The organism is Micromonospora sp. NPDC049529 (assembly GCF_055586685.1).
In genome coordinates, this window is the sequence record NZ_JBVJHT010000008.1 from 337,300 (window position 1) to 359,752 (window position 22,453).

The window sequence follows — 22,453 nt, forward strand, 5'->3', positions numbered from 1 at the left end:
ATGAGCACTGGACCGGGTACCACCACCGTCGCCGAGCTGCTGCGGATCCGGGCGCGGGAGGAGGCCGACCGGCAGGCGTACGCGTTTCTCGGCGACGCCGACGGCGCGGAGGTCTGGCTCAGCTACGGCGAGGTCGAGCGGCGGGCCCGGGCGGTGGCCGCCACCCTCGCCGGGGCCGCCCGCCCGGGTGACCGGGTCCTGCTCGCCCTGCCGCCCGGTCTCGACTACGTTCTCGCGCTCTACGGCTGCCTGCTCGCCGGGGTGATCGCGGTTCCGGCGTACCCGCCGAACGCACGCGCCCGGGGCCGCGCGGCGGGCCGGCTCTCGGCGATCGTCGCCGATGCGCGCCCGATCGCCGCGTTCGGCCCGGTCCCGAGGGCGGAGATCGACGGCGCGGGCCGCGCGGACCTGCGCTGGATCGCCCCGGACGAGGTCGACCCGGCGGCGGCCGACGACTGGCGGCCACCCGCGCTCGACCCCAGCTCGGTCGCGCTGCTCCAGTACACCTCCGGGTCCACCGCCACCCCGCGCGGGGTGGTGCTCGACCACGCCAACCTGCTGCACAACTCGGCGTTCATCGGGGAGCGGTTCGGCACCCACCCCGACAGCGTCGCGTGTAGCTGGTTGCCGCCGTTCCACGACATGGGGCTGATCGGCGGAATCCTCCAGCCGCTCTACGGCGGCTTTCCGGTCGTGCTGATGTCCCCGACGGCGTTCGTCAGGGAGCCGGCGCGTTGGTTGCGGGCGATCTCCCGCTACCGGGTCACCGCCAGCGGCGGACCCAGCTTCGCGTTCGGGCTCTGCGCCTCGCTCGACGACGCCGAACTCGCCGGCGTGGACCTCAGCTCGTGGGAGGTCGCGTTCGTCGGCGCCGAGCCGGTCCGCCCGGCGCACCTGGAGGCGTTCGCCCGGCGGTTCGCGCCGTACGGCTTCCGGCGCGAGGCGTTCTACCCCTGCTACGGGCTCGCCGAGGCTACCCTGATGGTCACCGGCGGCCCCCGCAACCGCGCCCCGGTCGTCGGGCGCTACGCCGCCGAGGCGCTCCGGCGCGACCTGGTGAGCCCCGCCGAGGCCGGTGCCGCCGAGGTCCGCCTCCTCACCTCGTGCGGGTCCGCCGCGGCCGATCAGCGGCTGGTGGTGGTCGACCCGGAGTCCGGCGTGCCGTGCCCACCCGGCACCGTCGGCGAGCTCTGGGTCAGCGGACCCAGTGTCGCCCGGGGCTACTGGGGCCGGGACGACCCGGACGTCTTCGCCGCCCGGCTGCCGGAGCAGGCCGAACCGTACCTTCGCACCGGTGACCTCGGCTTCCTCGACGACGGGGAGGTCTTCATCACCGGTCGGCGCAAGGACCTGCTCATCGTCCGGGGCGCCAACCACTATCCGCAGGACATCGAGGAGAGCGTCGAGCGCAGCCACCGCGCGCTGCTGCCGGTCGGCGCCACGTTTGTGGTCGAGCGGAACGACGGCGAGCAGGTGGTCGTCGTGCACGAGATCCACCGGCACGCGCCGGCCGAGCTGGCCCGCGAGGCAGCCGCCGCGGCCCGGCAGGCGGTGGTCGGCGAGCACGAGATCCAGCCGTACGCCGTGGTGCTGGTCCGGCAGGGCGGTGTTCCGCGTACGTCGAGCGGGAAGGTGCAGCGTGGGCTGTGCCGGTCCCGCTACCTGGCCGGCGAGCTGCCGGTGGTGGCCGAGGACCGGCTCGACGCGGCGGAGCCGCCCAGCGCCTCCGGAGCCGCTGACCCCGGCGGTGCGGGCATCGGCGACGGCGGGCCGTCCGGGCTGGACGCGTCCGTGGCGGACCTGCGGGCCACCCTGGAGCTGATCCCCGACGTCGGGGCGCGGGCGGCGGTGATCCTGGCACACCTGCGCCGCCGGGTGGCCGGGCTGCTCCGCCAGTCGGTCGAGTGGGTACGGCCGGACGCGCCGCTGACCGGCCTCGGGCTCGACTCGTACGGGGCGCAGCGGCTCGCACACATCGTCGAACGCGATCTCGGGCTGGCGGTACCGGTGGACCGGGTGCTGGACGGGATCACCCTGGCCGAGCTCGCCGACCTGCTCGCCCGTACCGAACCGGCCCCGTCGAAGCTGTCGACCCTGCCGGCTCCGGCGGTCCCGTCGGCTCCGGCCCCGTCCGGTGTGGAGGTGGTCGACGGCCGGTCGGCGCCGCTCTCGCTGACGCAGCAGCGGATCTGGTTCGTCGAGCAGCTCGGCACGGTCGGCGCGGCGTACCACATCGCCGCCGCACTGCGGCTGCCCGAGTCGGTGGACCACGACGCCCTGACCCGGGCGGTGCTGGCCGTGCTGCGCCGGCACTCCTCGCTGCGCGCGGCGGTACGGATCGAGAAGGGCCTGCCCCGGCAGGTGACCCAGCCCGTCGACACGGTACGCGTCGAGCGCTTCGACGTGCGGGACCACCCGCAGGCCGAGCGGCTGGCCGTGGCGACCGCGCTGCTCGGCACGTGGGCGGCCGAGCCGTTCGCGCTCGACCGCCCGCCCCTGCTCCGGATGGCGACCGTCACACTCGACGACGGGGATCACCTGGTCGGCTGCGCCGTCCATCACGTCGCCGCCGACGGCTGGTCGATGCGGCTGCTCCTGGCCGACCTCGGTCGGGCGTACGCGTCGGCGCGGGCCGGCGTCACCCCCGACCTGGGCGAGCCGACCGCGCCGACCGGGCCGGCCGGCGGCGTTCCCGGCACGGACCCGGGATGGGCGGCCGAGTTGGCCTACTGGCGCGACCGGCTGGCCGACCTGCCGGTGCTGGACCTGCCCACCGACCGGACCCGCCCGGAGCGGCTGAGCTACCGGGGCGCCCAGCACGACCTCACCGTGCCGGCGCCGGTGGCGGCCCGGGTCGGTGACCTCGCCGGCCAGCAGGCCAGCACCCGGTTCGTGGTCCTGCTGGCCGCCTGGCAGCTCCTGCTTTCCCGCTGCACCGCCCAGGACGACGTGGTGGTCGGCACCCCGGTGGCGGACCGGCCCCGGCCGGAGCAGGCCGACGTGGTGGGGTGCCTGGTCAACACGGTGGTGCTGCGTACCGACCTCTCCGGCGACCCGACCTTCCGGGAACTGGTCGACCGGGTCCGGAGCGTGGTGGTCGACGGGATGGCGCACCAGCGGGTGCCGTTCGAGCGGGTCGTCGAGGAGGTCCGGGCACCCCGGCACCTCAACCGGAACCCGCTCTTCGACGTGGCGTTCTCGCTGCGGCCGGAGATTACGGCCGGGTCCGCCTTCCCCGGCGGGAAGCTGCTGGAGCTGGAGCTGGGATACGCCCAGTTCGACCTGTCGCTGGACTGCGTTCTCGGCGACGGGCCGCTCCGGCTCAGCCTGCGGTACCTGACCGACCTCTTCGACGCCGGCACCGCCGAGCGGCTCGGTGAGCAGCTCCTCACCCTGCTGGACGCGGTGACGAGCGATCCCGACCGGCGCCTGTCGGAAACGCCGCTGCTCGACCCGGCGCAGCACGGCAGGCTGCTCGCCGGCGAGCCGACGGCGGCCGAGGGCGCCGGAACCGTACCGGTCGAGGCGGCGGTCGCCGCGCACGCCCGCCGCTATCCCGACGACCCCGCCGTGCTGGTCGGCGACCAGCTCACCACGTACGCCGGATTGGACGCCGCCGCCGACCGCTGGGCGATCCACCTGCGCGGCCGGGGCCTCGGCACCGAGAGCCGGGTGGCGGTGCTGATGGAGCGCTCGGCCGACCTGGTCGCCGTCCAGCTCGGCATCATGCGGGCCGGTGCCGCCTTCGTACCGCTGGAGCCGGGCAGCCCCGCGGCGCGGATCGAGGCTCTGCTGACCGACGCCGGAGCGCGGCTCCTGGTGACCCGCCGGTGCCACGCCGACGGGCTGCCCGGAATGCCGTGCCCGACGCTGGTGGTCGAGTCCGGCGAGGCCCCGCCGCAGCCCGACCCCGCCGCCGACGGCGAGCCGGCGCGGGACGGCACGGCCCTGCGCACCGGGCCGGACCGGGCCGACGCGTCGATCCAGGATCCGGCGTCGCTGGCTTACCTGATGTTCACCTCCGGCTCGACCGGCCGGCCCAAGGCGGTGGCGGTGCAGCACGGGCAGCTCGCCAGCTACCTCGCCGCCGCCGCCGGACAGCTCCGCCCCAGCCGGGGTCAGCAGCACGTGCTGATCTCGACGGTCGCCGCCGACATCTGTCTCACCCCGCTCTTCGTCTCCCTGAGCACCGGCGGCTGCCTGCGGCTGGTTCCGGAGGAGGAGGCGGTTGACCCGCTCGCCCTGGCCCGGCGGTTCGCCGCCGGCCGCCCCCACTTCCTGACCGGCGCACCCTCCCACCTCACCGCCCTGCTCAGCGAGCCGTCGGCCGCCGCGATGCTACCCACCGGGACGCTGGTGATCAGCGGAGAAGCGATCCCGTGGACGCTGGTCGACCGGATTCGCGAGCTGGCCCCGGACGTGCGGATCCTCAACGCGTACGGGCCGACCGAGACCGTGGTGGCGTCGGTGACCGCCCTCGTCCCGGTCGACACCGACCCGGCCGAACGCCCGCCGACCGTGCCGATCGGGCAGGGCCTCGGCGGCAACCGTACGTACGTCCTGGACGACCGGCTGCGGATGGTGCCGCCCGGCATGGTCGGCGAGCTCTACCTCGGCGGTACCCAGGTGAGCCGGGGCTACCACGGTCGCCCCGGCCGTACCGCCGAACGCTTCGTCGCCGACCCGTACGCCGACCGGCCCGGCGCCCGGATGTACCGGACGGGCGACCGGGCGCGACGGCGCGGCGACGGCTCACTGGAGTATCTCGGCCGCCTCGACGACCAGGTGAAGGTCCGCGGGTTCCGGGTCGAGCCGGGCGAGGTCGCGAACGTCCTGCGGTCGCATCCGGACCTGGTCGACGCCGTGGTGCTGGCCGAACCGCTGCCCGGCGGCGACCACCGGCTGATCGGGTACGCCTGCCCGGTCAACCCGCCCGGCCCGGACCCGGCGGCGCTACGGCGGTTCCTCCAGGGGCGGCTCCCCACCCACCTGGTGCCGGCCGCGATCGCGACGGTTCCGGCGGTCCCGGTCACCTCGAACGGCAAGGTCGACCGCGCCGCGCTGCGCCGGCTGGCCCCGGCCGAGCCGGTGACGCCGGTCGAGGTCACCGACCCGCCGGCCACCCCGCTGGAACGCGACCTCGGCGAGATCTGGGAGAGCCTGCTCGACGGGCGCCGGGTCGGCCGGCACGACAACTTCTTCGAGGTCGGCGGGCACTCGCTGCTGCTGGTCCGGATGCAGCACCTGCTGCGCGAGCGGCTGACCCGGGACGTACCGGTGATCGACCTGATCACTCATCCGACCATCAACGCCCAGGCGACGTACCTGAGCGGCGCCACCGACCCCGATCGGGCCCGGGACGACGGGCAGCGGCGCGGCCAGGCCCGGCTCGCCGCCCGGTCCCGCCGACAGCGGCGCGGGGAGCAGGCATGAGCGGCGAGCTCAGCCCGGACGACCTCGCCGACCGGGTGGCCGTGATCGGTTACGCCGGCCGCTTCCCCGGGGCGGACGACGTCGACGCGTTCTGGGCGCTGCTGCGTGACGGGCGGGTGGCCCGTACCGAGCTGACCGACGACGACCTCGACCGGGCCGGGGTGCCGGGCCGGGTCCGGACCGGGCCGGGGTTCGTGCGGGCCGCGTACGAGCTGTCCGACGCGGACGCCTTCGACGCCGCGTTCTTCGGCGTCACCCCCCGGGAGGCGGCCCTGACCGATCCGCAGCACCGGATCTTCCTTGAGTGCGCGTGGCACGCCTTCGAGCACGCCGGGCTGCGGCCGGAGGACGCCGGCAGCGTGGGCGTCTTCGGTGGCGCCGGCTTCGGCAGCTACCTGCTGCACCTGGCGGGCCGGGTGGACGGTGCCGACCCGATCGGGTCGTATCAGGTCATGGTGGGCAACGACAAGGACTTCCTGGCCACTCGGGTCAGCTACCGGCTGGGCCTGACCGGGCCGAGTATGACGGTGCAGAGCGCCTGCTCGACCTCGCTGCTCGCCGTACACCTCGCCTGCCAGAGCCTGCTGAACGGCGAGTGTGACGCGGCCCTCGCCGGTGGCGTCTCGATCCCGTTTCCGCAGCGCACCGGCTACCGGTACGAGGCGGACATGATCCTCTCCCCGGACGGGTACTGCCGGCCTTTCGACCGGGCCGCCCGGGGCACCGTACGGGGCGCCGGGGTCGGGGTGGTGCTGTTGAAGCCGCTCGCCGCGGCACTCTCGGCCGGAGACCCGGTGTACGGGGTGATCCGTGGTTCGGCCACCAACAACGACGGCGCCGACAAGCTCGGGTACACCGCGCCGAGCCTGGCCCGACAGACCGAGGTGGTGACCACCGCGTACGAGGTGGCCGGGGTGGCGCCCGACGCGGTCGGGTACGTCGAGGCGCACGGCACCGGCACCGCGCTCGGCGACCCGGTCGAGGTACGCGCGCTCACCGCCGCGTTCGGCGCGGGCACACCGCACCGCTGCGCGCTGGGTTCGGTCAAGGCGAACGTTGGGCATCTGGACGTGGCGGCCGGGATCGCCGGACTGATCAAGGTGCTGCTGATGCTGCGGCACCGGCAGATTCCGCCGCAGCCGCACTACGAGGCGCCGAACCCGGCGATCGACTTCGCGGCCGGGCCGTTCCACGTGTCGACGGACCTCACCGACTGGGCACCGTTGCACGGCACCCGGCTGGCCGGGGTCAGCTCCACCGGCATCGGCGGAACGAACGTGCACGTGGTGGTCGAGGAGCCGCCACCGGTCGCCGGCCGGCCGGCGCCGCCGGAGTCGGGCCGTGAGCTGCTGCTGCTCTCCGCCCGTACGCAGGAGGAACTGGAGCGGGCGACGGCCGGGCTGGCCGACGCGCTGACCACGGCACCGGAGCGGGACCTGGCCGACGTGGCGGCGACCCTGCGTGACGGGCGCCGTGCCTTCGCCCACCGGCGGGTGGTGCTGGCGGGCAGCACCGACGAGGCGGCGCGGCTGTTGCGGGAACGGCCGGCCGGGCAGGTGTGGTCCGGCCACCGTACCGGCGGCGAGCGGCCGGTCGCGTTCCTGTTTCCCGGGCAGGGCGCCCAGCGGGTCGGCATGGGGCGGGCACTCTGGGAGCGGGAGCCGGCGTACCGGGAGGCGGTCACCGAGGTTGCCGAGTTGTTCCGGCCGCACCTGGGCGTCGACCTGATTGAGCTGCTGTATCCGGCCGGCACTGGGGTGGACGACGCCGAGGCGGCGGAGCGGTTGCGTCGTACCGACCTCGCCCAGGCGGCGATCCTGACCACCGACTACGCGATGGCCCGGCTCTGGGCGGCCCGTGATGTCCACCCGGTCGCACTACTCGGGCACAGCGTCGGGGAGTACGCCGCCGCCGTCCTCGCCGGGGTGCTCCGGCTCGCGGACGCGGTGGCGCTGGTCGCCGTACGGGGCCGGTTGATGGCCGAGCAGCCGCCCGGCACCATGCTGGCCGTCGGCCTGTCCGAGCGGGACCTTGCCGAGTACCTCGGCGACGGGGTGGAACTGGCCGCCGTCAACGCGGCGGACCGTTGCGTGCTCGCCGGCCCGCCGGAGCCGATGGCGGCGGTACGCGCCCGGCTGGTCGCCGCCGGGCGGCAGGTGCAGGAGCTGGCGACGTCGCACGCGTTCCACACCGCGATGGTGGAGCCGGCTGCGGCGGCCTTCCTCGTCGAGGTACGCCGGGTGCCGCTGGCCGAGCCGCGAATCCCCATCGTCTCCAGTCGGACCGGCGACTGGCTGAGCCCGGCGGAAGCGACCGACCCGGCCTACTGGGTCGGCCAGATGCGTTCCCCGGTCCGCTTCCACGACGGGCTGGGCCGGCTGCTCGGGATGGACAGGGCGCCGCTGCCGGTGGAGGTGGGGCCGTTCGCCGGGCTGGCCGGCGCCGCCCGCCGTCATCCGGACCGGGGCGTCGACCGGCACGCGGTGGCCTCGATGGGCGCCCCCGGCACCGGTGACGACGAGGCGGCCTGGCTCGCCGCGCTCGGTCAGCTCTGGGTCGCCGGGGCGGCCCCGGACGTCCGGTCCGCCGGTCGGTCCGGGCGTCGGGTGGCGCTGCCCGGCTACCCGTTCGCGCGGGTCCGCCACACGCTGCCCCCGGCCGGCCCCGGCAGCACCGCCTCGGCCGACACGACTACGGACGCGGCCGGACCGCCGTCGGTCGTCGCGGCGGAGGGAGCGCCGGCCAGCGACGGTACGAGCGCGGCACCAACCGGGGCCCCGTCCGACGCCGGCCACCTCGCCGCCCGCGCCACCCCCGCCGGGTTGGCGGGCGTACCGGCCGACGACCGGTTCGCGCTGCCGTCGTGGCGGCGCAGCCCGCTGCTGCCGTCCACCTCCTCGGCGTCGGGTCCGAACCGCTGGCTGGTGGTGTCCGAGCCGGGCAGTGTCGCCGACGCGATCGTGCACGGGCTCCGGGAGCGGGGCGGACCGGTCGACACGCTGCGGCTCGCCGACGACCCCCGAGACTTCCTGGCCGGGCTGGACGCCGACACCCGCCTCGGCATCATCCATCTGGCCGGCACCGGGGCGGACGGTGGCGTACCCGAGATGGTGGCGCTGACCCGGGCGCTGGCCGGCGGCACCGCCGAGGTACGCCTGCACCTCGTCGTTCCCGGGCTGCACCGGCTGCACGACCGGGACCGGGTCGACCCGCATCGGGCGCCGGTCGCCGGGCTCGCCATCGTGCTGCCGCAGGAGCAGCCCCGGGTGCGCTGCCGGATACTCGACCTCGACCCGGCCGGTGCGCCGGACGAGACCGTTGCCCGGGTGCTGGCCGACCTGGACGGCACCGAGCCGGTGGTCTGCTGGCGTGGGCGGGACCGCTGGGTGCCGGAGTATCCGACGCTGGCGCTGCCACCGGTGCCGGAGGGCACCCCGGGCGGGCTGCGCGAGGAGGGCGTCTACCTCGTCACCGGTGGCCTCGGCACGGTCGGGCTCCAGGTGGCGGCACACCTTGCCCGGCGGGTCCGGGCCCGGCTGGTGCTGCTGGCCCGCCGGGAGCCCGGACCCGAGGCGGCCGAACGGCTGCGGGCCATCTCGGCGTACGGCGGCACGGCGCTGGTGGTCACCGGCGACGTCGCCGACCCGGAGACCCTGCGGCGGGCGGTGGCGACGGCCCGGGACCGGTTCGGCGGACTGCACGGCGTCATCCACGCCGCCGGGGTGGCCGGCGCCGATGCCGTGGCGCTGATGTCGCAGCTAACCGCCGACGACGTGGCGCGGCAGTTCCGGGCAAAGGTGTACGGCACCCAGCGGCTGGCCGAGGTGCTGCGCGGCGAACCGCTCGATTTCTGCCTGCTGATGTCGTCGACCGCCTCGGTGCTCGGCGGCCCGGGGCTCGGCGGGTACGCGGCGGCCAACCGCTTCCTCGACGCTGCCGCCGAGGCAGCCGCCGCCGACGGCGAGCCGTGGCTGAGCGTCTCCTGGGACGCCTGGCCGCCGGCCGAGCACGGTGCCGCCCGACCGATCGGGTCCCACGTGCTGACCCGGGAGGCAGCGCTGGACGCGTTCGACCGGGTGCTGTACTCCCGGTTGACCGGTCACCTGGTGGTCAGCGCGGGACGGCTCGCGGAGCGGATCGCCCACTGGCGACAACCCGGGCAACCCGGCCCGGCCGGCCTCGCCGCCGACCCGCTGGAGGTCGATCCGGACGCCCCGGCGACGCGGCCCGAGCCGGTGCCGGTCGGCCCGGCCGACCTGCGGCGACTCGTCACCGACGTGTGGCGCAGCACCCTCGGCGTTCCCGACATCGACCCGGACACCAGCTTCTTCGAGCTGGGCGGCGACTCGCTGGCCGGGCTCTCCGTGATCTCCGAACTGGAGCGGCGGCTGCGGGTCCGGGTGCCGATGGTGGCGCTCTACGAGGGCCCGACCGTGCGCCGGCTCGCGGAACTGCTGGGCCGGGCGATCGAGGCCGCCGGCCCAGCCGCCGGCGAAGCAGACGGGGCGGGCGGGACAGCGGAGCCGGCTTCGCCGGACTCCTTCGACGAGCAGGCCCGGCGGGCCCGGCTGCGCCGGCAGGCGTTGTCGCAGGCCGGACGCCGCCGGGAGGGGGGCCGATCGTGAGCGGTGTGGAGCCGGGCGGGCCGGCGACGGAGGGCGACGACGACCTCGGCGGCAGCGAACTGGCCGTGGTCGGCATGGCCGGGCGCCTTCCGGGCGCACGTACCATCGCCGAGTTCTGGGCGAACCTGCGCGCCGGGGTGGAGTCGATCCGAACGGTCGGACCGGAGGAACTGGACGCGCTCGGGGTCGACGCGCAGACCCGCGACCGGCCGGGCTACGTCCCGCGTACCGCCTTTCTGGACGATCCGGAGCACTTCGACGCCGAGTTCTTCGGCATGCAGCCGCGCGAGGCGACGGAGATGGACCCGCAGCACCGGATCTTCCTGGAGTGCGTCTGGGAAGGGCTGGAGGACGCCGGGTACGACCCGTCCGCCGCCGGAGCAGTCGGCGTCTTCGGCGCCACCACGATCAGCTCGTACCTGCTGTTCAACCTCATGCCCCGGGTGCAGCACGGGGGCTCGGTCCTCGACGGGCTGCACCTCGGCTCGCTCAACGCGCCGGACACCCTGGCGACCCGGGTGGCGTACCGGCTGGGACTGACCGGCCCGGCGCACACCGTCGCCACCGCCTGCTCGTCGTCGCTGGTGGCGGTGCACCACGCCGCGCAGAGCCTGCTGTACGGCGAGTGCGATCTCGCGGTGGCCGGTGGCGTCTCGGTCCAGGTGCACCACCGGGGCGGCTACCTGCACGTACCGCAGGCGATCACTTCGCCGGACGGCACGGTACGACCGTTCGACGCCGACGCCTCCGGCACCGTGTTCGGCAGCGGCGCCGGGGTGGTGGTGCTGAAGCGGCTCACCGACGCGCTCCGCGACGGCGACCGGATCAGGGCCGTCATCCGGGGCACGGCGGTCAACAACGACGGCGACCGGAAGGTCGGTTTCACCGCGCCGAGCGTCGACGGGCAGGCGGAGGTGATCGCGCAGGCGCTGGCCAACGCCGACGTCGACGCCGGCAGCATCGGCTATCTGGAGACCCACGGAACCGCGACCGAGCTGGGCGACTCGATCGAGATACGGGCGCTGCACAAGGTCTTCCGGGCCCAGACCGACCGGGTCGGCTTCTGCACCCTCGGCGCGGTCAAGGGCAACATCGGGCACCTGGACGCCGCCGCCGGGGTGGCCGGGCTGATCAAGGCCGTACTGGTGCTGGAGCACGGCGAGATCCCGCCGAACGTCCACTTCGGGCGCCCCGGCCCACACCTCGGGCTGGACGGCGGCCCGTTCGTGGTGGCCGGGGAGCGGCGGCACTGGGAGAGGAACGGTTCGGCGCGCCGGGCCGGGGTCAGCTCGTTCGGCATCGGCGGCACCAACGCGCACGTCGTGCTGGAGGAGGCGCCGCCGCCCGCGCCGCCCGCGCCGCCCGCGCCGCCCGCGCCGCCCGCTCCGGCCGCTCCGGTCGGCTGGCCCCTGCTGCTGGTGTCGGCCCGGTCCGAGGCGGCGCTTGCCGACGCGGAACGCCGGCTGGCCGCGCATCTCACCGACCATCCCGCACTGGAGCTCGCCGACGTCGCCTACACCACGCAGGTCGGCCGGCATCCGTTCCGGCACCGCCGGTACGTGGTCGGCCGGGATGCCGGCACCGTCACCTCGGCGCTGCGCAACGGCGACCCCGGACACAGCGGTACCGGCACCGCCGACGCCGAGCCGCCCGCCGTGGCGCTGGTCTTTCCGGGCATGGGCGCGGCGCATACCGGGATGGCCGCCGCGCTCTACGACTGGTCCCCGGTGTTCCGGTCGGCGCTGGACGCCTGCACCGACCTCGTCCGGGGCCGCCTGCCGTATGCCCTGCCGGACCTGCTCGGCGTTGGTCCGGGGCCGGCCGTCGACCCGAGTTGGCCGGACCGGCCCGAGCTCTCCATGCCGGCGCTCTTCGCCGTCGAGTACGCCCTGGCCGAGCTGCTGCGCGCGGGCGGCGTACGGCCGGCGGCGCTGGCCGGTCACAGCCTCGGCGAGTACGTCGCCGCCTGCCTGGCCGGGGTGCTGACCCTTCCGGACGCCCTGGACCTGGTGGTCGCCCGGGGGGAGTTGGTCGCCGAGCTGCCGGCCGGGGCGATGCTCAGCCTCGACGTGCCGGAGTCCCGGGTGCGTGAGCTGCTTGACCCGGAGCTCTCGCTGGCGGCGGTCAACGGGCCCGGCGCGTGCGTCGTCTCCGGCTCGGTCGAGGCAGTGGCCGGGCTGGCGGAGCGGCTGGCCGCGCGGGGGATACCGAGCCGGCGGCTCGCCGTGTCGGTGCCGTTCCACTCCCACCTGGTCACCCCGATCCTCGACCGCTTCGCCGAGGTGGTGCGCCGGGTCGACCTCCGGCCGCCCCGGGTGCCGCTGGTCTCCAACCTGACCGGTGGCTGGGTCGACGCGCAGGTGACCGATCCCCGATACTGGGTCGACCATCTCCGCGAGCCGGTCCGGTTCGCCGACGGGCTGCGTACGCTCGGCACCGCCGCTGCGGTGCTCGTCGAGGCCGGGCCGGGGCGGACGCTGACCCGGCTGCTCCGGGGGGTCGAGCCGACCGGCGGTACGGAGCCAACCGTGGTGCCTCTGCTCGGGCACCGCGAGGATCCCCGGGACGCCGCCCGATGCTTCGCCACCGCCCTCGGTCAGCTCTGGGTACGCGGAGTGCCGGTCAACGTCCCGGCCCTGTACCCGGGCTCGCGTCGCCGGGTCGGACTGCCCACGTACCCGTTCCAGCGCCAGCGGTACTGGGTCGATCCGCCCGGCCGCCCCGACGCCGCTCCGGCGACCCCGACAGCCCTGGCCGTCCCGACCGCCCCGGCCGTCCCGGCGACCCCGACTCCGCTGGCCGTCTCGGCGGGCCCGGCAGGTCCGATCGCCCCTACGGCATTGGCTGCTCCTACGGCGTTGGCCGCCCCGGCGACCGCGACGGCCCCGGCCGCCCCGGCGAAAGGTGAACCGATGAGCGTGACGAACGACTCCGGCGTGGCGCCCGCGCTCCCGGCGGCCCGGGCCGGGGAGGTCGCCGACCGGATCCTGACCGTGCTCGGCCGGGTCTCCGGGCTGCCGCCGGAGCGCATCGACCCGGACATGAACCTCTTCGAGCTGGGTTTCGACTCGTTGAACCTGGCCCAGGCCGGCGACGCGATCGGCCGGGCGTTCGAGGTCACCGTGCCGATGCGGCTCTTCTTCGCCGAGCTGGCCACCGTCACCGCGTTGTCGAACTACATCGCCGACCGCCTGCCGGCCGTACCGGCACCGCCTCCCGGCGCACCGGCCGGCCCGGTGGCGCCGTCCGGTGCGGCACCGGTCGTCCCCGCGCAGCCGGGGCCGGTGGAGTCGTGGGCACCGGCAGCCGGGGAGGCGGTGGCGCCGCCCGGGGCCGCCGGATCCGCGCCGGTGGCGGTTGCGGGCGGCAGCCCGGCGGAACAGGTGGTCGCACAGCAGCTCGCGCTGTTGCGCCGGCAGGCCGAACTGCAACACGAGATTTTCGGCCAGCAGCTTGCGGCGCTGCGCGGTGCCGGAGTCGCCGCCGCACCGCCAGTCGCCGGGCCCGCGCTTCCGACCGCCAACTCGACCAGCGCGGACGGCCTTTCGGGCACCCCGGCCGGGACGCCCTCCCCGGTGGTCGCCGCCTCGGCCGGATCAGCGGCACCGGCCGACCCGCTGGCCGGGGCGGGCGACGGCGCCGACGGGCTGACCGAGCGGCAACGCGCGCACGTGGCGGAGCTGGCCGCGCGCTACAACGCGAAGACCCGTACCTCGAAGGAGCGGACCCAGCGGTCTCGGCTGGTCCGGGCCAACCACCGCAACTGTCTCAACTTCCGGTCCGAGCTCAAGGAGCTGATCTACCCGATCCTGGTCCGGGACGGCGACGGCGCCCGGTTCCACGACGTCGACGGCAACGAGTACGTCGACCTGGCCGTCGGCTTCGGCGCCTCGTTCCTGGGCCACAACCCGTCGTTTGTGGCCGAGGCGATCCGCGAGGAGCTGGACGCCGGCCAGGGGACCATCCTCGGCCCCTGCTCCCCGGTGGCCGAACAGGTCGCCGAGCTGCTCGCGGAGTTGACCGGGGTGGAACGGGTCGCCTTCTTCAACACCGGTACCCAGGCGGTGATGCTGGCCATCCGGCTCGCCCGGGCCGCCACCGGCCGGTCGAAGATCGCCATGTTCACCGGCGCGTTCCACGGGATCTACGACGCCACCCTGGGGCGGCCGGACTACCTCAGCGACGAGCCCCAGGTGCTGCCCGCCGTGCCGGGGATCCCACCCGGCGCGGTCGGCGACGCCATGATGGTCGACTACTGCCGCCCGGAGTCGTTGGAGATCCTCGCCCGGCACGCGCACGAGCTGGCCGCCGTACTGGTGGAGCCGATCCAGAGCCGCAACCCGGAGGTGCACTCGGCGGACTTCCTGCGGCGGCTGCGGGAGATCACCGAGGCGGCCGGCTGTGCGCTGATCTTCGACGAGGTGATCACCGGGTTCCGGCTGCACCCCGGCGGCGCACAGGCGGTCTTCGGAGTCCAGGCGGACATCGTCGCCTACGGCAAGATCGCCGGTGGCGGCATGCCGATCGGAATCGTCGCCGGGCGGGCGCACTACCTCGACGGGGTCGACGGGGGACAGTGGCGCTACGGCGACGACTCGTATCCGCCGCACGACAGTCGGCGTACGTTCCTTGGTGGAACGTTCTGCGAGCACCCGCTCTCGATGGTCGCCGCCCGCGCGACGCTGGAACACCTGCGCGACGCCGGGCCGCAGCTTCAGCAGTCCGTGAACCAACGGACCGACCGGCTGGTCGCCCGGCTGCGCGAGCTCTTCGCCGCCGAGGCGGTGCCGATCCAGATCACCCACTTCGCGTCGATGATGCGCCTGGTCGTGCCCCGCGAGCTGGAGCTGCTCTACTATCACCTGCTCGACGAGGGCGTCTACACCTGGGAGGGCCGGACGCTCTTCCTGTCGACCGCGCACACCGACGACGACCTCGACCACATCGTCCAGGCGTTCGCGACCAGCCTGCGGCGGCTGCGCGAGGGCGGCTTCCTACCGCCCGCCGACGGCGGATGGAGCGGTGACCTCGACGCCACCGACGAGCAGCGGCAGCTCTGGTTCGCCGCCCAGCTCGCGGACGTGGCGGTGACCCTCGACCCGGTGCTGATCCGGCTGACCGGGCCGCTCGACGTCGACGCGCTGCGGGCCGCGCTGCGGGACCTGACCGAACGGCACGAGGCGCTGCGGATCGGCTTCGACCCGGACGGCGAACGGCTGCGGGTGCACTCTGCCGCCCCGACCGAGCTGACGGTCCGCGACGCCGCCGAGGTCGGGCTGGCCGACACCGACCCGGACGACCCGGACCCGGCGCCGCTGCGCACCTGGCTGCGCGGCGAGCTGGACCGGCCGTTCCGGCTGGAACAGCCGCCGCTGCTGCGCTGGTACCTCGTAAAGCGCTCGCCGACCGTGCACCTGCTGGTCGCGATCGGCAGCCATCTCGTCGTCGACGGATGGTCCTGGGCGGTGCTGATCCGCGACCTCACCGCCCGGTACGCGACCCGGCTCGGTCAGCCGACTGCCCTGCCCGCGCCGACCCCGTGGCACCGCTACGCGGACTGGCGGGCCGCCCGGCTCGCCGGCCCGGACGGGATCGCGGCGGCCGGCTACTGGCGGGACCGGCTCGCCGACCCACCGACGCCGCTGACCCTGCCCGGCACCGGCGACGGCACCGGCGGTCGACTCGCCGTCCCGCTTCCGCCCGACCTGGTACAGCGGCTCCGGGCCACCTCCCGGGCGGAGCACGTCTCGCTGGCGATGCTGCTGCTCGGCGCGTTCCAGATGCTGCTGAGCCGGGTCACCGGGCAGGACGACCTCGTGGTCGGCGTACCGGTGCCGGGGCAGCTCGCGATGGGCGCACCCGAGCTGGTCGGCAACTGCGTGAACATGCTGCCGATCCGGGCCAGGGTCAACCCCGGGTCGACCGGGCGGGACCAGCTCCGCGCGGTCCGGGACACACTGTCGGAGGCGTACGACCACCAGGCCGTCTCGGTGGCGGGGCTGGCCGCCGGCAACGGGCCGGCCGGGTTCGGGGCGCTGGCCGTACCGGGCACGACCGTGGTGTTCAACGTGGACCAGCCGGTACGGGCGATCGAGGTGGCCGGGCTGACCGCCAGCCCCGAGGTCGCCCCGGTCGTCTCGGCCCGCGGCGACCTCTTCGTCAACGTCGTCGAGGCCGACGACGTACTGCGGGTCGAGCTCGACCACGCCGGCCGGCTCGACCCGGCCTCGGTGCGCGGCTGGCTGGACGGCTACCTGGCGCTGCTCGGCGCGCTGGTCGACGAGCCGGACGCCCCGGTGGCCGTGCTGCTCGACCGGACCGGGCTGCCCGAGCCGGTCCACCCGACTCCCGCGCCGACCCAAACGGTCGCCGCAGTCCGCAACACGGCGGGCCGGGCGCCCGGAAACGAGACCGAGCGGTGGCTCTGCCAGCTCTGGGCCGAGGTGCTCGACCAGCCGACCGTCGACCCCGACGCCGACTTCTTCGCGCTCGGCGGCACCTCGCTGGCGGCGACCCGGCTGATCACTCGGATTCGGCAGGAGCGCGGCGTCCGGGTCGCGCTGCGGGGGGTCTTCGACGCGCCCACCGTCGCGCGCCTCGCCGAGCTGCTCCGGCAGGCGGAGGGCGGCGCACCGGTGGGACCGCCGACCCCCGTCGCGGAGCCGGTCGATGGCGGATATCCGCTCTCCGCCGGCCAGCGCCGGCTCTGGTTCGTCGAGCAGCTCGAACCCGGCACCGCGCAAACCATCTTCGTCGCGGTGCGGATCCGGGGGCCACTGGCCCGCGACGTCCTGGCCGACGCCCTGACCGAGCTGGTACGCCGGCAGGCCGCGCTCCGGACCACCTTCGAGGAGCGCGACGGCGGGCCGGTACAGGTCGTGCACGATCCGGCGCCGGTCGAGCTGCGTACCGTCGACCTCGGCACAGTGCCGGAGCCCGACTGGGACGCCGCAGTCGACCGCGAGGTCCAGGCCGAGCTGCACCGGCCGTTCGACCTGAGGACCGGGCCGCTGTTCCGACCGGTGCTGCTGCGCCGCGCCGACGACCACCATGTCGCGCTGCTGGCCGTGCACCATCTCGTCTGCGACGGCTGGTCGCTCGACGTCATGCTGGCCGACCTGATGGCGACGTACACGGCGCTCCGGTCCGGGCAGCCGTCGCCGCTGCCGGACCCGCCGGCCCGCTTCGTCGACCTGGCGGCCCGGGACCACGACTGGCTGGCCGGCCCGGAGCGGGACGCGCAGCTCGGGTACTGGCGGCGGGAGCTGGCCGGCGTGCCGCCGCTGGAGCTGCCGACCGACCGGCCCCGGCCGGCGGTGCAGACCTTCGCCGGTGCGGTCCACCGGTGCTGGCTGCCCCGGCAGCTCTCCGACGAGGTCCACCGGTTCAGCCGGGCCGCGCAGGTCAGCCCGCTGGTCACCCTGCTGGCCGCGTTCCACACGCTGCTGCACCTGGTCACCGGCCAGCACGACATCGTGGTCGGTACCCCGTCGGCGAACCGACAGCGTGCCGAGGCCGAGCCGCTGGTCGGGCTCTTCCTGAACATGCTGCCGATCCGGGCCGAGCTCGGCGACCGGCCCACGTTCCGGGAACTGGTGGCCCAGGTACGCGAGCGGCTGCTCGGCGCGGTCGCGCACGGCGACGTCCCGTTCGACCACGTCGTCGAGGAGCTTCCCGGCCATCGCGACTCCAGCCGTCCGCCGGTGGTGCAGGTGATGCTGCTGCTCGACTCGACCCGACGGCAGTGGCACGCGGCGGGCCTGGAGCTGAGCCGGGTGCCGTACACCTGGCACACCGCGCACTTCGACCTGTCGCTGCTGATCGACGACGTGGAGGGTGAGCTCAGTTGCGCGTTCGAGTACCGCACGGACCTGTTCGACGCCGAGACGGTCGCGTTGCTCGCAGACCGGTTCGCCACCCTGCTCGGCAAGGTGCTCGCCGACCCGGAGGTGCGGCTGTGAACGCCGGCCGCCCAGGTAGTGCGGCGGTGGACGCCGAGGGGTACCTGCCGGTGCCGGGCGGGCTGGTCTGGTACCGGACGGTCGGCGGCGGCCCCGGCCTGCCGCTGCTGGTCCTGCACGGCGGTCCCGGCGCCGGCAGTGACTACCTCCAACCGCTCGCCGCGCTGGCCGAGCAACGCCGGGTCGTCTTCTACGACCAGTTGGGCTGCGGTCGCTCCGAGGCACCGAACCGCCCGGAGCTGATGCGGCTGCCCCGCTTCGTCGCCGAGCTGCGCGCGGTACGCCGGATGCTCGGGCTGCGCCGGATGCACCTGTTCGGGCACTCCTGGGGCGGATGGCTGGCCCTGGAATATCTTGCCGCCCGGCCGAACGGGGTGGCCAGCGTGACCCTGGCGAGCACCTCCGCGAGCCTGCCCGAGCACGTACGCGAGCTGGCCGCGCTCCGGGCCGACCTGCCGGCCGAGCATGCCGAGGCGCTTGCCCGGCACGAGGCCACCGGCGAGCTCGACCACCCGGCGTACCGGGCGTCGCTGCTGGACTTCTACCAACGCCACCTGTGCCGACTGCCGGTCTGGCCGGAGGCGATGGTCCAGGCGAGCCGGGGCGTCCGAGGTTCGCTGGCGTACCACACGCTGCTCGGGCCGAACGAGCTGGTGATCGACGGTGCGATGCGGGACTGGGACCGTACCGCCGACCTGCCGGCGATCACCGAGCCGGCGCTGGTGACCGTCGGCCGGTACGACGAGATCTCGCCGAACTGCGCCCGTACCCTCGCCGAACACCTGCCGGACGCCCGGCTGGCCGTCTTCGCGGAGAGCGCCCACGTGCCGCATCTTGAGGAGCCGGCGGCCTATCGCACCGCGCTCGCCGCCTTCCTGGCCGCACACGACGCACCGGCCGGCGTCACCGGGGCGGACGTGGTTCCCCCGCCACCGCTGCCACCGCCGGTGCCGGACGGTCCACCAGGCACACCCGTTCCACCACCGGCCGTGCCGGCCGGACAACCGGGAGGTTCCCTATGAAGAACGTGCTCGTCGTTGATCACTCCGGCCGGGGGCACGCGTTCGCGGACCTCTTCGTCCGGACCAGTCCCGAGGTGACCGTGCACTACGCGCCGGGCTGCGCCGCCATCACGCACGAGCGGATCGTCTCCCGGCCCGAGTTGACCCTGGCCGACCCGGCGCCGATGGTGCGGTACGCCGCAGAGACCGGCGTCGACCTGGTCTTCGTCGCCAACGCCGCCGCCCTCGCCGACGGCTTCGTCGACGCGTTCCGGGCGGCCGGCCTGCCGACCCTCGGCCCGGACCGCGCCGCCGCCCGACTGGAGTCGAGCAAGAGCTTCACCAAGGACCTGTGTCGCCGGCACGGCGTACCGGTGGCCGAGTACCGCTGGTTCGACGACCCGACCGAGGCGGCCGCGTACGTCCGGGAGGTCGCCGCGCCGGTGGTCGTCAAGGCCGACGGGCTCTGCGGCGGCAACGGCTCGTTCGTCTGCGACGGCGTGGACGACGCGCTGGCCGCGATCGACCGGCTGATGGTCCAGCGGGAGTTCGGGGCGGCCGGCGAGCGGGTGGTGGTCGAGCAGCGGCTCGACGGGGTCGAGCTGCTCTACTTCGCGCTCGTCGCCGGGGACGACCACGTGATGCTGCCGATGGCCGCCGACTATCCGTGGTCCGACGACGGCAACCGCGGGGTGATCTGCGGCGGCATGGGCTCGTTCTCACCGCATCCGCTGGACTCGCCGCAGGGGACCGACCGGTTCGAGCGGCAGATCCTGCTGCCGCTGCTCCGGGGCCTGCGGGCGGAGGAGATCGACTACACCGGCGTCCTCTACATCGGCACCATGCTGGTCGGCGAGCGGCTCTACCTGCTCGAAATCAACGTTCGGATGGGCGAGCCGGAGGCCGAGGTGATCCTGCCCCGGATCACCGACGACGCGACCGTGGTGTGCCGGGCGATGCTGGACCGTACCCTCGGCGCGCTCGGGCCGCTGCACGTCACCGACGAGCACCTCTGCAACGTGGTGGCCACCCAGGGGCAGACCCGGCAGATCTCCCGGGGCCGGTCGAAGGGCTGGTACCGGGGCTGGCCGTACGGGCGGCACGGCAAGCACTATCCGATCACCGGGCTGGACCGGATCGACCCCGAACGGGCGCACGTCTTCCTCGGCCAGGCCACGGTGCTGCCCGAGAAGGGACTGGTCACCGACGGCGGGCGCTGCCTGCACGTGGTCGGCCGGGGCAGCACCCTCGACGAGGCGGCGAGCCGGGCGTACGAGGCGATCGGCGACATCGACTTCAACGGCATCCGGTACCGCACCGACATCGGCCGGGTGATGCCCTGGGACTCGGCGGCGGTCGGAGTCTCGCAGAGCCAACCAGGGGAGTCCGCGTGACGAGTCTGCTGCTGACCGACGACGAGCGGCGCAAGCTGCTCTACGACTGGAACGCCACCGACCTGCCGTACCTGTCCGGCGGCACGGTGCACGGCCTGGTCGAGGCCCGGGTCGACGCGACACCGACCGCGCTGGCGGTGGTGTCCGGCGACACGCGGCTCAGCTACGCCGCCCTCGACCGGATGGCGAACCGGCTCGCCAACCGGCTGCTCGGGCTCGGCATCGGTCCCGGCAAGCGGGTGCTGATCCTGCTCGACCGGGTGCCGTGGGTGCCGGCCGCAGTGCTCGGCGTGCTGAAGACCGGCGCGGCGTACGTCCCGCTCGACGCCGAGCAGGGCCGGCACCGGCTGCCGCACGTGCTGGCCGATCCCGGGCTCGCGGCGGTGGTGACCCGCAACGGCGCCCTCGACGGCGAGCCGGCGTTCGACGTACCGGTGATCGACCTGGACGCCGAGGACGCGGTGCCGGCCGACGAGGCCGCCGCCCGGCGCCCCGCCGTGCCCGTCGCCCCGGACTCGGCGGCCTGCCTGGTCTACACCTCCGGCTCGACCAACCGGCCGAAGGGGGTGCTGATCGGCCACCACAACCTCACCGCGCTCTACGCCGGCTGGGAGCACGCCTACCGGCTCGGCACCGAGGTGCACAGCCACGCCCAGCTCACCAGCTTCTCCTTCGTGGTCTTCCAGGCGGACCTGGTCCGGGCCCTCTGCTCCGGCGGAACGCTGGTGTTCTGCCCCCGGGAGACGATCCTGACGCCACGGCTGCTGCACGAGCTGTTCGCCGCCGAGCGGGTGGAGTTCGCCGAGTTCGTACCGTCGCTGCTGCGGGAGTTCGTGCACCACCTGACCGACTCCGGCGCCCGGCCTCCGGAGTCGCTGCGGCTGCTGGCGGTCGGCTCCGACCGCTGGCTGTACGGCGAGCACCGCCGGCTGGGCGAGCTGCTCGGTCCCGGCGTCCGGCTGATCCACTCCTTCGGCCTGACCGAGACCACCGTGGACAGCGCGTACTTCGAGGGCACCAGCCAGTCGCTCGGCGACGGCCAGCTCACCCCGATCGGGCGCCCGTTTCCCAACGTCCGGCTGTACGTGCTCGACGACGAGCTCCGGCCGGCCCCGGTGGGGATGCCCGGAGAGCTCTTCGTCGGCGGGGTCGGGGTCACCCTCGGCTACCTGGACGACCCGGAGCTGACCGACGCCCGGTTCGTGCCGGACCCGTTCGCGGAGCCGTCGCCGGACGGCCGGACGCCGCGGCTGTACCGCACCGGTGACCTTGCCCGCTACCTGCGGGACGGCAACGTGCAGTTCCTCGGCCGCCGGGACGCCCAGGTGAAGATCCGCGGGTTCCGGGTGGAGCTCGGCGAGGTCGAGGCCGCCCTCCGCGAGCACCCGGGCGTCCGGGACGCCGCGGTCATCACCGTGCCCGGCCCGGACGGGGACCGACTCGCCGCCTACGTCGTACCGGAACGGCAGGTGGCGGCTGCCGCCGACAGGCTGCACCTGCTCCGGCTGCCGGACGGCCGGGAGGTCGCCTCGGTCAACGACAGCGAGACGCTCCAGTTCCACCAGGAGATCGTGGTGGACCGGCTCTACCTCGGGGGCGGCATCGACGTACGCCCGGGCGACGTGGTCTTCGACGTCGGTGCCAACATCGGCATCTTCACCCTGGACGTGCACACGGTCACGCCCGACGTCGAGGTGTACGCCTTCGAGCCGGGCCCGCAGGCGTTCGACGCGCTGTCGGTCACCGTCGCGCTGCACCGGATCAACGCCCGGCTGTTCCGGGCCGGCCTCTCCGACCGGGACCAGCGGGCCTCGCTGACCGTCTATCCACGCAACGCCGGCATGTCGTCGTTCTACCCGGATCGCGACGAGGAGGTGGCGGTGCTGGGCACGATCATGCGCAACCAGTTCCGCGCCTCGGACGCGTCCCTGCCGGGCGCCTCCTCCGGGCAGCCCGGCGTGGACGACGGCTTCGACCTCGACGAGGACGACATCCTGGACATCGACGAGTGGGTCGCCGACCGGCTCGACGGCGAGGCG

The 22,453-nt window shown here is 74.8% G+C and carries 6 protein-coding genes (1 of these 6 cut by a window edge); all 6 read left to right on the forward strand.

What is annotated here, in order from left to right:
- Tightly spaced (each overlapping or abutting the next), the 6 genes in view from ACZ6QQ_RS16460 to ACZ6QQ_RS16485 form a layout consistent with a single transcriptional unit that may run on beyond the window.
- Entirely contained in the window at positions 1-5,433 is a 5,433-nt protein-coding gene (locus tag ACZ6QQ_RS16460; protein WP_465877108.1) for an amino acid adenylation domain-containing protein, read from the forward strand.
- The gene (locus ACZ6QQ_RS16465) at positions 5,430-10,058 is read left to right on the forward strand and encodes a type I polyketide synthase (protein ID WP_465877109.1); all 4,629 of its coding nucleotides are present in this window, start codon (positions 5,430-5,432) and stop codon (positions 10,056-10,058) included. The genes ACZ6QQ_RS16460 and ACZ6QQ_RS16465 overlap by 4 nt, the downstream gene beginning before the upstream one ends.
- The gene (locus ACZ6QQ_RS16470; protein ID WP_465877110.1) at positions 10,055-18,019 is read left to right on the forward strand and encodes an aminotransferase class III-fold pyridoxal phosphate-dependent enzyme; all 7,965 of its coding nucleotides are present in this window, start codon (positions 10,055-10,057) and stop codon (positions 18,017-18,019) included. The genes ACZ6QQ_RS16465 and ACZ6QQ_RS16470 overlap by 4 nt, the downstream gene beginning before the upstream one ends.
- The gene (locus ACZ6QQ_RS16475; RefSeq protein ID WP_465877111.1) at positions 18,016-19,041 is read left to right on the forward strand and encodes a proline iminopeptidase-family hydrolase; all 1,026 of its coding nucleotides are present in this window, start codon (positions 18,016-18,018) and stop codon (positions 19,039-19,041) included. The genes ACZ6QQ_RS16470 and ACZ6QQ_RS16475 overlap by 4 nt, the downstream gene beginning before the upstream one ends.
- Complete coding sequence (gene purD / locus ACZ6QQ_RS16480; protein ID WP_465877112.1) at positions 19,038-20,414, forward strand: phosphoribosylamine--glycine ligase; 1,377 nt, start codon at positions 19,038-19,040, stop codon at positions 20,412-20,414. Before ACZ6QQ_RS16475 ends, purD begins: the two co-directional genes overlap by 4 nt.
- Positions 20,411-22,453 carry the 5' portion of a non-ribosomal peptide synthetase gene (locus ACZ6QQ_RS16485; RefSeq protein WP_465877113.1) on the forward strand. 831 nt of this gene lie beyond the right edge of the window, so only the first 2,043 of its 2,874 coding nucleotides appear in the window; its start codon is at positions 20,411-20,413; the stop codon falls past the right edge of the window. The genes purD and ACZ6QQ_RS16485 overlap by 4 nt, the downstream gene beginning before the upstream one ends.

Bases quoted from the DNA above. Each gene is read 5' to 3' on its own strand.
- ACZ6QQ_RS16460 (WP_465877108.1), top strand. From the start codon at position 1: ATGAGCACTGGACCGGGTACCACCACCGTCGCCGAGCTGCTGCGGATC.
- ACZ6QQ_RS16465 (WP_465877109.1), top strand. From the start codon at position 5,430: ATGAGCGGCGAGCTCAGCCCGGACGACCTCGCCGACCGGGTGGCCGTG.
- purD (WP_465877112.1), top strand. From the start codon at position 19,038: ATGAAGAACGTGCTCGTCGTTGATCACTCCGGCCGGGGGCACGCGTTC.